The sequence below is a fragment of the Streptomyces sp. NPDC048338 genome, from assembly GCF_043201055.1.
Taxonomy (GTDB): domain Bacteria; phylum Actinomycetota; class Actinomycetes; order Streptomycetales; family Streptomycetaceae; genus Streptomyces.
The window spans coordinates 302,027-314,016 of sequence record NZ_JBICYQ010000003.1; the positions used below are offsets into that span (position 1 = coordinate 302,027).

Genomic DNA, 11,990 nt, shown 5'->3' on the forward strand with positions numbered 1-11,990 from the left:
GATCCCCTCGCCGCGTCCCTGCCAAAGCCCACTTGAGGAACTCCAGAGCTTCGCCGCAGGATGGCGCCCATGAACCGACCGCTGCTCAATCGCCGGCTCGCCGAGTTCGGGACGACGATCTTCGCCGAGATGTCCGCACTGGCCGCCCGGACCGGGGCGATCAACCTCGGCCAGGGTTTCCCCGACACCGACGGGCCCGAGGAGATCCGGGAGGCCGCGGTCCGGGCCCTCCGCGAGGGGCACGGCAACCAGTACCCGCCCGGTCCCGGCGTCCCCGAGCTGCGCGCGGCGGTCGCCGACCACCAGCTGAAGCGCTACGGCCTCGCCTACGACCCCGACGCGGAGGTGCTGGTCACCGCCGGCGCGACCGAGGCGATCGCCGCCGCGCTGCTCGCCCTCGTCGAGCCGGGCGACGAGGTGATCGCCCTGGAGCCGTACTACGACTCCTACGCCGCCTGCATCGCCATGGCGGGCGGCACGCGCGTGCCGGTCACGCTCCGGCCGTCCGAGGGCCGCTACGTCCTGGACCTCGACGAGCTGCGGGCCGCCGTCACCGACCGGACGCGGCTCATCCTGCTCAACACGCCGCACAACCCGACCGGCACGGTGCTCACCCGCGACGAGCTCACCGCGGTCGCCGAGCTGGCCACCGAACGAGACCTGCTGGTGGTCACCGACGAGGTCTACGAGCACCTGGTCTTCGACGACGCCGAGCACATCCCGATCGCGACCCTGCCCGGCATGCGGGACCGCACGGTCACCATCGGCTCGGCCGGCAAGACCTTCTCCTTCACCGGCTGGAAGGTCGGCTGGGTCACCGCGAGCCCCGAACTCACCGGCGCCGTCCGGTCCGCGAAGCAGTTCCTCACGTACGTCGCCTCGGGACCGTTCCAGTACGCGATCGCCGAGGCGCTGCGGCTGCCCGACACCTACTTCGAGGACCTGCGCGCCGACCTGCGCGCCAAGCGGGACCTGCTGAGCGACGGCCTGGCCCGCGCGGGCTTCGAGGTCTACCGCCCGGCCGGCACCTACTTCGTCACCACCGACATCCGCCCCCTGGGCGAGTCCGACGGCTTCGCCTTCTGCCGCGGCCTCCCGGAACGCGCCGGCGTCGTCGCCATCCCGAACGCGGTCTTCTACGACCACCGCGACGCGGGCGCCCCCTTCGTCCGCTTCGCCTTCTGCAAGCGGACGGGTGTGTTGGAAGAGGCGGTTGAGCGCCTCGGTCGGCTGGCTCACTGAGCGCGAGCCAGATGAACGTGCAGGCACAGGGCCCGGCCCTTCGGCCGGAGCCCGTGCTGTACGGGAACTACGAGCTACTCGGTGTCCTTGGGGTGCCGCGTGGATGCACAGACCAGGATGACGGTCGACGTCTCGGGGCTGACCAGGTAGCGCACGCGGCCGCCACTCGTCACCTCGAACTCCCATTGCTCCAGCGCCGAGCCCTTCCACTCCTTGGTGGCGAGCCTCCCGCGTAGCTGGTGCTGACGGTTCCAGTTGTCACGCGACAGCGGGTCGGTGCGCAACGCCTCCAGGCATCGGTGGGCGCTGGGCAGTGCAGCGCGGCACAGCTCCTCCCACCCCGTCACCGCCTCCGTGGTCCCGAAGACCACGTTCCAGCCGCTCAGGGGTGGGACACTGACACGATCGCCCTTCTTCGGGCTCACCCGCCCACCTCGACCGGCCCCAGGTCATCCCCGTCGAGCGGACGCAGAGCTTCCTTGAGCTGCTCCGGATCAGCGTTGATACGGGCCGTCGCCCTCCAGGACACCAGCGCACGGTGCACGGCCTCCCGAGCGCCCAGCTCCGCCGCGTCGGACAGAGCTTCCAGGAGCTCCACGGTGAAGGCGCGCATCTCTTCGTCGTCCAGGTGCCGCACCCACGGGAAGACTTCGGGCAGAGCCAGCAGGAGCGACCGGGCCCCGTCATCGTGCTTCATGAGCGCGAGGAAGAGTCGGGACGCCGTCGTGAGGTTCTCCTCGGTGCGCTCCGCGTGCACGGCCGTCGTCAGCACCATGTCGGGTGCGTCCCGATGCGTGACGCGCAGAGCTCCGAGGGCGGCGGCCCGGGCGGCTACGGCCTTCGGGTTTCTCGACAGATCCGTGAACGAAACCGACTCGGACTCGGCTCCCAGGTAAGCAGGGCTCATACTCAGACTGTACTCAGATTGTGTTCTGAGTGCCACAGATCATGGGCACTCCACGCTCATGCCTTGCCCTTCTGCAAGCGGACGGACGTCCTGGAGGAGGCGGTGGCGCGGCTCAGGACGCTGGCCGCCTGAGGACGGGCCGGGACGGGCATCGGGGACGACGGGCCCGGCCCGGGCGGGGAGTTTTCACCCGGGTGGGCCCGTGCCCCTCGCGCGCCCCCGCGGCGCCGCACGGATCGTCGGGTAGACCGATTTATCGGGCCGACCCGAATCCCGTGCGCACGGAGGTGCACCCTGTTCGCCGAGACCCTCGACCGGGCGGTGTCGTCCGCCTCCGCCCGGCGGGCGACCCGCGGGTGGACCGCGCTGTACCGGGCCGCACCCGCGCTCGGGCTCTTCGCCGCCGCGCGGCTGACCGGGATGCTCGTCCTCGCCCTGTGGTCCTGGCACGTCGGGCGCTCACCACGCGCGCTGCTCGCGACCTCGTGGGACTCCGACTGGTACATCCGCATCGCCGCGAACGGCTACGGCCGCACGCTGTACTGGCCGGACGGCGGCGCCCAGTCCGACCTGGCCTTCTTCCCGCTCTATCCGGCGCTGGTCCGGGCCGTGACCACCGTCCTGCCGGTCACCGGCGGCACCGCGGGACTGCTGCTCTCGTGGCTCGCGGCCGGTGCCGCGGCCTGGGGCGTCTACCTGGTCGGCGAGCGGCTCCACGGGCGGCGCACCGCCGTGTTCCTGGTCCTGCTCTGGGGCCTGCTGCCGCACTCGATCGTGCTGTCCATGGCGTACACCGAACCGGTGATGACCGCCTTCGCCGCCTGGTCGCTGCACCTGCTCCTGGCACGCCGCTGGCTGGCGGCCGGGGTGCTCGCCATGCTGGCGGGGCTCTCCCGCCCCAGCGGGATCGCGGTCGCGGCGGCCGTCCTCGCCGCCGTCGCCCACGAGCTCTGGCGCGGGCGGGGCCGGGTGGTGTGGCGGGTGTGGGCCGCGGCGGCCCTCGCTCCGGCCGGCTGGCTCTCGTACCTGCTGTGGGTCGGCAGCCGCCGGGGCGATCTGCTCGGCGGGTACTTCGCCGTCCAGTCCGGCTGGACCTCCCGCTTCGACCTGGGCGCCGGGTCGCTGCGCTTCGTCCGCGACCTGCTGCGCGGGCCGACCCAGTTCGGATTCGTGGCGGCCCTGGTCCTGACGGCGGCCGGGGTGCTCCTCTTCGCGCTGCTCGCGCTGGTCGAGCGGCCTCCGCTGCCGGTGCTGGTCTACACGGGCGTGCTGGTGCTCATCGCCGTCGGCGGCTCCGGCTTCTTCGAGTCGAAACCGCGCTTCCTGCTGCCCGCGTTCCCCCTGCTGCTCCCGCTGGCGGGGGCCATGACGAAAGCCCGGCCGCGGGCCGCGATCGTGGTGATCGCCGCCCTGGCCGGGCTGTCGTTCTGCTACGGGGTGTACGCGCTCACGATCGCGCGCATGGCCCTGTGAGCGGGCGGGGGCCGGTCGCTCAGCCCTCGTCGCCCGCGTCGCCGTCGGCCTTGTCCTCGGGGGACTCCAGGCCGAACTGCTCCACGAGCCACTTGTCGAACTCGATGGAGGCGCGGACCCAGCTGACGGTGGAGGACACGAAGTGCTCCAGCGCGACGCCGGTGCCGATCAGCATCTGGGCCTCGCCGATGAGGCGGAGGGTGGCGGAGCCGTCCTCCTCCTCGTGCAGGTGGGTGTAGACCTTGGGCCACAGCGTGCGGCGGTTCCAGTCGTCGATCGCGTCGAGGACCTTGGCGCGGTCGTCGGCGGAGTGCGGCCGGTCGTAGAACGTCCGCACCGAGAAGACCCGCTGGTCCTCCTCGCCGCGGAACATGAAGTACGTACGGAATTCCTCCCACGGCGCCGCGAGGTCACCCTCGTCGTCGACGACGTACTTCAGCTCCATCTGGTCGAGGAGCTGCTTGACCAGTTCCTGGTCGGGAACGACGGGGCCCGCCGGTCCTGCGGCCTGAGGCTGGGGCTGGCCCCCGAAATTCGGAATCGAGGACGGGTCGATGCTCACCGTGAATATCCCTTCGTACGGTTGCCGCCATCCTCTCCCATACCGGCCGGTCCGTGGCAAGCCCCGCCGCCCGCGATCCGCTGCGGGCTGACAAGATCTGGTGCCCATGGGGGACCAGAGGGAAGAGAACGCGCTGCCGGCGAAGCCGGTGAGGCCGCGCCGGTCGACGTGGATCTGGGTGTCCGTGCTGGTGACGCTGTGCTGCGGCGGCCCGCTGGCCCTGCTGGTGTGGGGCGCGCTGGCCTGGAGCTCGGACGGGGACGCAAAGGGCGTCTCCTGCACCGAGGCGATGGACTTCGCCCGCGGGTCGCTGCCCGCGAGCGCCGAGCACGCCCGGTGCACCGAGGCCTACTGGCAGGAAACGCGCGTCACGGCGGACTTCCTGATGCCGCGGGGCGAGGTCGCGGACTGGCTGGCCGCGACGTATCCCGCCGGAGAACCACCGTACTCCTGCGCCGACGACCTGTGCCTGAAGGTCTCGTACGACGAGGCGCTGTACGTGGACGTGCGGGTCACGTACGAGGACGCGGACACCGCCCGCGTCCGCCTCTCCGCGTTCGACACGTGACGGGGGCCGCGGGCCGCCGTGGGCGGCCCGCGGCTCCGTCCGCTACTGCGCCGCGCCGACGATCAGGCCGTCCTCGAACCGGTCCACCCGGACCGTGTCGCCGTCGGTGACCTCACCCGCGAGGATCTCCCTCGCGAGCCGGTCCCCGATCGCGGTCTGGATCAGACGGCGCAGCGGCCGGGCGCCGTACGCCGGGTCGTTGCCCTCCTCGGCGAGCCACTCCAGGGCCGCCGGGGTGACCTCCAGCGTGAGCCGGCGCTCGGCCAGCCGCCTGCCGAGCCGGTCGATCTGGAGCTGGGCGATCCGCCCCAGCTCGGTCCGGTCGAGGGCCGAGAAGACGACCAGGTCGTCCAGCCGGTTGAGGAACTCGGGCTTGAAGGAGGCCCGGACGACCTCCAGGACCTGCCGCTTCTTCTCCTCGTCGGACACCGGCGCGTCGAGCGGGCCCGGCCCGCTGAGGAACTGGCTGCCCAGGTTGGACGTGAGGATCAGAAGAGTGTTGCGGAAGTCCACCGTCCGGCCCTGGCCGTCGGTCAGCCGGCCGTCGTCGAGGACCTGGAGCAGGATGTCGAAGACCTCCGGGTGGGCCTTCTCCACCTCGTCCAGGAGCACCACGCTGTACGGGCGGCGGCGCACCGCCTCGGTGAGCTGGCCGCCCTCCTCGTAGCCGACGTAGCCGGGAGGCGCGCCGACGAGGCGGGCGACCGAGTGCTTCTCGCCGTACTCCGACATGTCGATGCGGACCATGGCCCGCTCGTCGTCGAAGAGGAAGTCCGCGAGCGCCTTCGCCAGCTCGGTCTTGCCGACACCGGTGGGGCCGAGGAAGAGGAAGGAGCCGGTCGGGCGGTCGGGGTCGGCGATGCCGGCCCGGGTCCTGCGGACCGCGTCGGAGACGGCGCGCACGGCCTCGGTCTGGCCGATCAGCCGCTTGCCCAGCTCGTCCTCCATGCGCAGCAGCTTCTGCGTCTCGCCCTCCAGCAGGCGCCCGGCCGGGATGCCGGTCCAGGCGCCGACCACGTCCGCGATGTCGTCGGACCCGACCTCCTCCTTGACCATGGTGTCCTTGGACGCCTCCTGCTCGGCCTCGCTCGCCTCCTCCAGCTCCCGCTCCAGCGACGGGATCTCGCCGTAGAGCAGCTGGGAGGCGGTGTCGAAGTCGCCGTCGCGCTGGGCCCGCTCGGCCCGGCCGCGCAGCCCGTCGAGCTGTTCCTTCAGCTCGCCGACGCGGTTGAGGGACTGCTTCTCCTTCTCCCAGCGGGCGGTGAGCCCGCGCAGCTCCTCCTCGCGGTCGGCGAGGTCGCGGCGCAGCTTCTCCAGCCGCTGCCGGCTGGCCGCGTCGGTCTCGTTCTTCAGCGCCAGCTCCTCCATGCGGAGCCGGTCCACGGACCGCTGGAGCTCGTCGATCTCGACGGGCGAGGAGTCGATCTCCATCCGGAGCCGGGAGGCCGCCTCGTCGACGAGGTCGATGGCCTTGTCGGGCAGGAAACGGGAGGTGATGTAGCGGTCCGAGAGGGTCGCGGCGGCGACCAGCGCGGCGTCGGCGATCTGGACCTTGTGGTGGGCCTCGTAGCGGCCCTTGAGTCCGCGCAGGATCGCGATGGTGTCCTCGACGCTCGGCTCGGCGACCAGCACCTGCTGGAAGCGGCGCTCCAGGGCGGGGTCCTTCTCGATCCGCTCGCGGTACTCGTCGAGGGTCGTCGCGCCGACCATGCGGAGCTCGCCGCGGGCCAGCATCGGCTTGAGCATGTTCCCGGCGTCCATGGCGGAGTCGCCGCCGGCGCCCGCGCCGACGACGGTGTGCAGCTCGTCGATGAAGGTGATGATCTGGCCGTCGCTCTCCTTGATCTCGGAGAGGACGGTCTTCAGCCGTTCCTCGAACTCGCCGCGGTACTTGGCGCCGGCGACCATGGCGCCGAGGTCGAGGGAGACCAGGCGCTTGTTCTTCAGCGACTCGGGGACGTCGCCCTTCACGATCCGCTGCGCCAGTCCCTCGACGACGGCGGTCTTGCCGACGCCGGGCTCGCCGATGAGGACGGGGTTGTTCTTGGTGCGGCGGGACAGCACCTGGACGACGCGCCGGATCTCGTGGTCCCGCCCGATGACGGGGTCCAGCTTCCCCTCGCGTGCGGCGGCGGTGAAGTCCGTGCCGAACTTCTCCAGTGCCTTGTACTGACCCTCCGGGTCGGGTGTGGTCACCCGGCGCCCTCCCCTTGCCTTCTCGAACGCTTCCAGCAGCTTCGCGGGCGTCGCCCCCTGCCGGGCGAGCAGCTCGCCGGTCTGCCCGCCCTTCGCGGCGATCCCCATGAGCAGGTGCTCGGTGGACAGGTACTCGTCCCCGAGGTCCTTGGCCCGCTCGGCGGCATCGGCGATGACGGCGAGCAGCTCACGGTTGGGCTGCGGCGGCGCGACCGTGGAGCCGGTCACGCTGGGCAGGGCGCCCAGCAGCCGCTCCGTGGCAGACCGTACCGCCGCCTGGTCGGCCTCGACGGCGGCGAGCAGGTCGACGATGTTCTCGTTGTCCTGACCCGCGAGGAGCGCGAGGAGCAGATGCGCGGGGGTCAGGTCGGGATGCCCCTCGGACACGGCGCGGCCACTGGCGGCGTTGATCGCGTCCCGGCTCTTGTTGGTCAGTTCGGCGTCCACGTGCGGGGTCTCCTCCTTGCGGGTCGGTCGACTATGACTCCTCCAACGTACACAAAGTTGAGTCTATTCCACTCAAGGTGTGGAGGGGGTGTCTTCCGCGGGTAGGTTCCGGGACATGGCGACTGACCCGCGGAACCCCGAAGACTCGTACCTCGCCTTCTGGCGCGAGTACCACATGAGCACCCTGACCACGCCGCGCGCGGACGGCACTCCGCACGTGGTCGCGGTGGGCGTGACCTACGACCCCGAGGGCGGCTCGAACGGCATCGCCCGGGTGATCACCAACAAGCACAGCCGGAAGGTCGCCAACGTCCTGGCGGCGGGCCCGGAGGGCGCGCGGGTCGCGGTCTGCCAGGTGGACAAGGGCCGCTGGGCGACGCTGGAGGGCGTGGCGCGCGTCCGCACGGAGGAGGACGTCGTCGCCGACGCGGTCGACCGCTACGCCGCGCGCTACGGCCGGACCCCGGCCCCGAACCCGGACCGGGTCGTCATCGAGATCGCGCTGACCCGGGCGATGGGCCGCGCGTAGGCCCGGGGCGGGGCGAGCCGGGCGGGAGGCCGCACGACTCCGGAGCCGATGATTCCGGTTTCGGGCAGCACAACGGCGCCATCGCGTTTCAGGTCCGCGATGGCGCCGCTGTGTGGGGGAAGTACCTGAGCGATCTTGAACGACGGGGGAACCGCTCAGGCACTGCGGGGGGTGGCGGTGGTGGTCTCGGGTTCGAGCAGCTGGTGGTCACGCTGGTCGAGATTGACGAAGATCATGCCGTACCTGATGGCACAGCGGACGGGTTGCGGGGCGCCACGGGGGCGCCGCAGGCATCGGTAGGCGCGGATCTCCTCGTCCTCACCCCGCGCGATGATGATCGGCTCACCGAAGAGGGTGACCATCAACGACTCGCCACCGTGCGGCACTGCCGTGACGAGGTCGATGAAATGCCACCCGGATCGGTACGCCGTCGCCATCTCGCGACGGAAGACCCGGTCGTCCGGCGGAAAGGTCATGCGCCCGCGCCCGCCTCGACGGAGACCCGGTCGGGGTGCTCCTGCGTCGGCGCGAACTCCCACGAGGGCTCACCGGGCGCGGCAAGCACCGAGTGCGCCGGCTCGCTCTCCCACGAGGGCTCGCCCGGGTCCGCCGTCACCGCGTACTTCGGGGTGCTCTCCCACGAGGGCTCGCCCGTGCCGACGAGTACGCCGAGAGCAGCCGCCGCAACGGCTATGGCGCTGAGTGCACGAACCATCCTGGTCATGGCCGATCTCCACCTCTTTTGATCATTACCTCCTCCCCCGCGAATAAGACGATGGCTCACTCTCGACCCTTCCACCAGCGAACCCAGGCATCATGTTCCTGTAATTCAAAACCCTGAGGGGGGTGCACATGCGGACAGAAAGAGGCGATACAGGACATATCCACAGGCACGGTGAACTATGCGACGTGGGTAAGACCTTGTACGCGAACGCGTTGCGCATGGGCCGGATCACCCGTTCCGAGACTGACGCCGCGCCCTGCCTCGTCCGCCTCGCACTGCTCCACCCGGACCCCGACGACGGTCAGTGGCTGCTGCCCGTACCGCCGTCGATCGCGCTCAACCAGCTCATACACCCGCTTGAGCAGGAGATCCAGGCGCGTCGGCAAGAGGCGATCTCGCTGGCCGACACGTTCGAGCCTTTCATGACCATCAACCGGCTGGATCCGGCGGCCTCGCACGCCATCACCGTGCTCGAAGGCCTGAGCATGATCAACGCGACGCTCGACCGGGTCACCGCCGAGTGCACCGAAGAGCTGCTCACCATCCAGCCCGGCAGCGGGCGCCGTCCCGACACCCTGGAGAAGGCACTGAAGCGGATGGAGCCGCTGCTCGACCGCGGTGTCCGGATGCGCACCCTGTACCAGCACACCGCGCGGCACCACCCCGCGACGCTGGCCTACGTGGAGCGGGTCGCCCCCTACGGCCTGGAGCTGCGGACGCTCGAGGAGATCATCGACCGGCTGATCATCGTCGACCGCAAGGTCGCCTTCGTGCCCGCGCGCAGCGACCGGCAGGTCGCCCTGGAGCTGCGCCACGAGGGCCTGGTGCAGTACCTCGTCGGCGTCTTCGACCAGTTCTGGCTGCACGGCGTCCCGTGGGAGGAGGGAGTGGTGTCCTACACCACCGCCCTCGACGGCATCAGCGGCGTCCAGCGCTCCATCGCCAAACTCCTCGTCGAGGGCCACGTCGACGAGGCCATCGCCCGCCGGCTCGGCATGAACGTCCGGACCTGCCGCGCCCACATCGCCAAGCTCGCCTCCGCCCTCGGCAGCGGCAGCCGCGCCCAACTCGGCTACCTCATCGCCCGGTCCGGGATCCTGGAGCAGGACGACTGACCATGTACGCACAGATCGACCTCGACGGCCGCGCCGGGACCCTGCGGGTGTCCGGACACGGGATGCCCACCGTGGACCTCGTACGGAAGCCCGGCACCGAACCCGACCGGCACACCCCCATCGGGACCCGCAGGCCCGACCTCCTCACCCTCACCGTCGACGGCGTGGGCGCCCGCATCAGGCCCGCCCGGGGCCGGCTCTCGCGGCGGTCCTACCGGGTGGACGCCACCGTCGACGGGGTGACCTACCGGCTCGTCCCCTGCTCCCACCAGGAGAGCCGGCTGCTGCGCGACGGGCGCAGGATCGGCGCGCTGGAGTCCGCCGGTGACGGACGGGCGGACGCCGACTGGGACGAGGGCGTCCCCGTCGAGCCCCGGGACGTCGCCGTCGGCACCGCCCTCGCCGCCGCCTTCGGCACGGGCGCCGCGCCCTGGTGGGAGACCGCCGCGGACGTGATCGGCGAACTCATTCCCTGAGGCGCCCCACGGCCGTCTCCCGGCCCCGGACGCGAAGGAGCCCCCTCCCGGACGGGAGGGGGCTCCTTCGTACGCCGTGCGGGCTACTCGCCGCGCTTGGGACGCCACACCACCAGCGCGCTCGCCTGCTGCACGTCGGTGTACGGCACCAGGTCCCGGCGGTACGAGGCGTGCACCTGGGCCTCGCGCTGGCGCAGCGTCGCCGCCGCGCCCTCCACCGCCGCCGACAGCTCGGACACACGTGCCTGCAGCGCGGCGACCTGGTTCTCCAGTTCGATGATGCGCTTGATGCCCGCGAGGTTGATGCCCTCGTCCTGCGACAACTGCTGCACGGTGCGCAGCAGTTCGATGTCGCGGGCCGAGTAGCGCCGGCCGCGGCCCGCCGTGCGGTCCGGGGAGACCAGGCCGAGACGGTCGTACTGGCGCAGGGTCTGCGGGTGCAGGCCGGAGAGCTGGGCCGCCACCGAGATGACGTACACCGGCGTCTCGTCGGTCAGTTCATAGGGGTTGCGGCTGCGCCCTGGTCTGATGTCCATCGCGTCAAGCTCCCTTCGCGGCCTCGAACAGCTCTGCCCGCGGGTCCTCGCCCGCGGTCGCCTCGCGGTAGGTCTCAAGGGCCTCGCGCGCCTTGTCGTCCAGCTCCGCGGGCACCGCGACCTCCACCGTCACCAGCAGATCGCCGCGCGTGCCGTCCTTGCGGACCGCGCCCTTGCCCCGGGCGCGCATGGTCCGGCCGTTGGGCGTGCCCGCCGGCAGCTTCAGCGTCACCGCCGGGCCGCCGAGCGTGGGCACCTTGATCTCGCCGCCGAGCGCCGCCTCGTGGAACGACACGGGCACGGTGACGGTCAGGTTGTCGTCCTTGCGGCCGAAGACCGGGTGGCTGTCGACGTGGACGACGACGTAGAGGTCGCCGGCCTGGCCGCCGCGCTCGCCCGGCGCACCCTTGCCGCGCAGCCGGATCCGCTGGCCGTCGGAGACTCCGGCGGGGATGCGGACCTGCATGGTGCGGGAGGACTTGGCCCGGCCGCTGCCCTTGCAGACCTCGCAGGGGTTCTCGGCGATGAGGCCGCGGCCCTTGCAGTCCACGCACGGGTCGGTCAGCGAGAAGGACCCGCTGCCGCCGCGCGAGACCTGGCCGGTGCCGACGCAGGTCGGGCACACCCGGGGGGTGCCGTTCTTGTCGCCGGTGCCCGAACAGGCCTTGCAGGGCTGCTGGCTGGACATCCGCAGCGGCACGGTCGCGCCGTCGACGGCCTCGACGAAGCTGAGCGTCACCTCGGACTCGATGTCCTGGCCGCGGCGGGGCTGCGTGCGCGGGCCGGCGCCGCCGCCCGCGCCCCGGTTGAACAGGCCGCCGAAGACGTCTCCGAGCCCGCCGCCGAAGCCGCCGGCACCACCGGGGCCGCCGGGGGCCTGGGCGCCTCCGAAGAGGTCGCCCAGGTCGAAGTTGAACGTGCCGCCCGCCCCGCCGGGTCCGGCGCGGAATCCGCCGTTGCCGAAGAGCGCGCGCGCCTCGTCGTACTCCTTGCGCTTCTTGGGGTCGCCGAGGACGTCGTTCGCCTCGGAGATCGCCTTGAAGCGCTCCTCCGCCTTGGTGTCACCGGTGTTGGCGTCCGGGTGGTTCTCGCGGGCGAGCTTCCGGTACGCCTTCTTGATCTCGGCGTCGGTGGCGTCCTTGGGGACGCCGAGAACCTTGTAGTAGTCCTTCTCGACGAAGTCCTTCGTGCTCATCGACGTCCCTCCTCTCGGAC

General features: G+C 71.5%; 14 protein-coding genes. 6 read left to right on the forward strand and 8 right to left on the reverse strand.

The window, feature by feature from the left end; all coding sequences use genetic code 11:
* The first annotated feature begins 60 nt into the window (after positions 1–60).
* On the forward strand, positions 61–1,242 hold the full coding sequence (locus ACGFZF_RS08925; protein WP_393552224.1) for a pyridoxal phosphate-dependent aminotransferase: 1,182 nt from the start codon (positions 61–63) through the stop codon (positions 1,240–1,242).
* 74 nt (positions 1,243–1,316) lie between these two features.
* On the opposite strand, the gene ACGFZF_RS08930 is transcribed toward ACGFZF_RS08925, so the two are convergent.
* Positions 1,317–1,667 carry a hypothetical protein gene (locus ACGFZF_RS08930; protein ID WP_393552227.1) on the reverse strand — a complete coding sequence of 117 codons (351 nt, stop codon included), beginning with the start codon at positions 1,665–1,667 and terminating at the stop codon, positions 1,317–1,319.
* The gene (locus tag ACGFZF_RS08935; RefSeq protein ID WP_393552230.1) at positions 1,664–2,149 is read right to left on the reverse strand and encodes a prevent-host-death family protein; all 486 of its coding nucleotides are present in this window, start codon (positions 2,147–2,149) and stop codon (positions 1,664–1,666) included. The genes ACGFZF_RS08930 and ACGFZF_RS08935 overlap by 4 nt, the downstream gene beginning before the upstream one ends.
* Before the next feature lie 321 nt (positions 2,150–2,470).
* Between ACGFZF_RS08935 and ACGFZF_RS08940 the strand changes: the two genes are divergently transcribed.
* A complete protein-coding gene (locus ACGFZF_RS08940) occupies positions 2,471–3,622 on the forward strand; it encodes a hypothetical protein (protein WP_393552233.1) in 1,152 nt (383 codons plus the stop codon).
* A 19-nt stretch (positions 3,623–3,641) separates the two neighbouring features.
* Here the strand turns inward: ACGFZF_RS08940 and ACGFZF_RS08945 are convergent, their stop codons facing one another.
* A complete protein-coding gene (locus ACGFZF_RS08945) occupies positions 3,642–4,184 on the reverse strand; it encodes a YbjN domain-containing protein (RefSeq protein WP_356603520.1) in 543 nt (180 codons plus the stop codon).
* Between the two features lie 106 nt (positions 4,185–4,290).
* Here ACGFZF_RS08945 and ACGFZF_RS08950 point away from each other — a divergent pair, with 106 nt between their 5' ends.
* A complete protein-coding gene (locus ACGFZF_RS08950) occupies positions 4,291–4,752 on the forward strand; it encodes a hypothetical protein (RefSeq protein WP_393552236.1) in 462 nt (153 codons plus the stop codon).
* A gap of 42 nt (positions 4,753–4,794) precedes the next feature.
* On the opposite strand, the gene clpB is transcribed toward ACGFZF_RS08950, so the two are convergent.
* A complete protein-coding gene (gene clpB / locus ACGFZF_RS08955; RefSeq protein WP_393552239.1) occupies positions 4,795–7,395 on the reverse strand; it encodes an ATP-dependent chaperone ClpB in 2,601 nt (866 codons plus the stop codon).
* A 115-nt stretch (positions 7,396–7,510) separates the two neighbouring features.
* Between clpB and ACGFZF_RS08960 the strand changes: the two genes are divergently transcribed.
* Positions 7,511–7,924: a pyridoxamine 5'-phosphate oxidase family protein gene (locus ACGFZF_RS08960; protein WP_147978888.1), complete on the forward strand. Its 414-nt coding sequence runs from the start codon at positions 7,511–7,513 to the stop codon at positions 7,922–7,924.
* Positions 7,925–8,079: 155 nt separating this feature from the next.
* On the opposite strand, the gene ACGFZF_RS08965 is transcribed toward ACGFZF_RS08960, so the two are convergent.
* Together ACGFZF_RS08965 and ACGFZF_RS08970 are read right to left on the reverse strand one after the other, a co-directional pair.
* Complete coding sequence (locus tag ACGFZF_RS08965; RefSeq protein ID WP_147978887.1) at positions 8,080–8,400, reverse strand: (2Fe-2S)-binding protein; 321 nt, start codon at positions 8,398–8,400, stop codon at positions 8,080–8,082.
* Positions 8,397–8,648 carry a hypothetical protein gene (locus ACGFZF_RS08970; RefSeq protein WP_356603513.1) on the reverse strand — a complete coding sequence of 84 codons (252 nt, stop codon included), beginning with the start codon at positions 8,646–8,648 and terminating at the stop codon, positions 8,397–8,399. The genes ACGFZF_RS08965 and ACGFZF_RS08970 overlap by 4 nt, the downstream gene beginning before the upstream one ends.
* A 128-nt stretch (positions 8,649–8,776) precedes the next feature.
* Here ACGFZF_RS08970 and ACGFZF_RS08975 point away from each other — a divergent pair, with 128 nt between their 5' ends.
* Both ACGFZF_RS08975 and ACGFZF_RS08980 read left to right on the forward strand, forming a co-directional pair.
* Positions 8,777–9,763, forward strand: coding sequence for a helix-turn-helix transcriptional regulator (locus ACGFZF_RS08975; RefSeq protein ID WP_187282711.1), 987 nt, complete (start codon positions 8,777–8,779; stop codon positions 9,761–9,763).
* Between the two features lie 2 nt (positions 9,764–9,765).
* On the forward strand, positions 9,766–10,239 hold the full coding sequence (locus ACGFZF_RS08980; RefSeq protein WP_393552245.1) for a hypothetical protein: 474 nt from the start codon (positions 9,766–9,768) through the stop codon (positions 10,237–10,239).
* An 83-nt stretch (positions 10,240–10,322) separates the two neighbouring features.
* Here ACGFZF_RS08980 and ACGFZF_RS08985 read toward each other — a convergent pair whose 3' ends face one another.
* Together ACGFZF_RS08985 and dnaJ are read right to left on the reverse strand one after the other, a co-directional pair.
* Positions 10,323–10,775 (reverse strand): heat shock protein transcriptional repressor HspR, encoded by a 453-nt coding sequence (locus ACGFZF_RS08985; protein WP_147978884.1) that lies wholly within the window; start codon positions 10,773–10,775, stop codon positions 10,323–10,325.
* A gap of 4 nt (positions 10,776–10,779) precedes the next feature.
* Entirely contained in the window at positions 10,780–11,970 is a 1,191-nt protein-coding gene (dnaJ, locus tag ACGFZF_RS08990; protein ID WP_393552250.1) for a molecular chaperone DnaJ, read from the reverse strand.
* Between the last annotated feature and the right edge of the window lie 20 nt (positions 11,971–11,990).

Excerpts from the sequence above, each read along its gene's own strand:
- ACGFZF_RS08975 (WP_187282711.1), top strand. The coding sequence starts at position 8,777 with ATGCGGACAGAAAGAGGCGATACAGGACATATCCACAGGCACGGTGAA.
- ACGFZF_RS08935 (WP_393552230.1), bottom strand. The coding sequence starts at position 2,149 with ATGAGCCCTGCTTACCTGGGAGCCGAGTCCGAGTCGGTTTCGTTCACG.
- ACGFZF_RS08925 (WP_393552224.1), top strand. The coding sequence starts at position 61 with ATGGCGCCCATGAACCGACCGCTGCTCAATCGCCGGCTCGCCGAGTTC.
- ACGFZF_RS08965 (WP_147978887.1), bottom strand. The coding sequence starts at position 8,400 with ATGACCTTTCCGCCGGACGACCGGGTCTTCCGTCGCGAGATGGCGACG.
- ACGFZF_RS08970 (WP_356603513.1), bottom strand. The coding sequence starts at position 8,648 with ATGACCAGGATGGTTCGTGCACTCAGCGCCATAGCCGTTGCGGCGGCT.
- ACGFZF_RS08980 (WP_393552245.1), top strand. The coding sequence starts at position 9,766 with ATGTACGCACAGATCGACCTCGACGGCCGCGCCGGGACCCTGCGGGTG.
- ACGFZF_RS08960 (WP_147978888.1), top strand. The coding sequence starts at position 7,511 with ATGGCGACTGACCCGCGGAACCCCGAAGACTCGTACCTCGCCTTCTGG.
- ACGFZF_RS08950 (WP_393552236.1), top strand. The coding sequence starts at position 4,291 with ATGGGGGACCAGAGGGAAGAGAACGCGCTGCCGGCGAAGCCGGTGAGG.
- dnaJ (WP_393552250.1), bottom strand. The coding sequence starts at position 11,970 with ATGAGCACGAAGGACTTCGTCGAGAAGGACTACTACAAGGTTCTCGGC.
- ACGFZF_RS08985 (WP_147978884.1), bottom strand. The coding sequence starts at position 10,775 with ATGGACATCAGACCAGGGCGCAGCCGCAACCCCTATGAACTGACCGAC.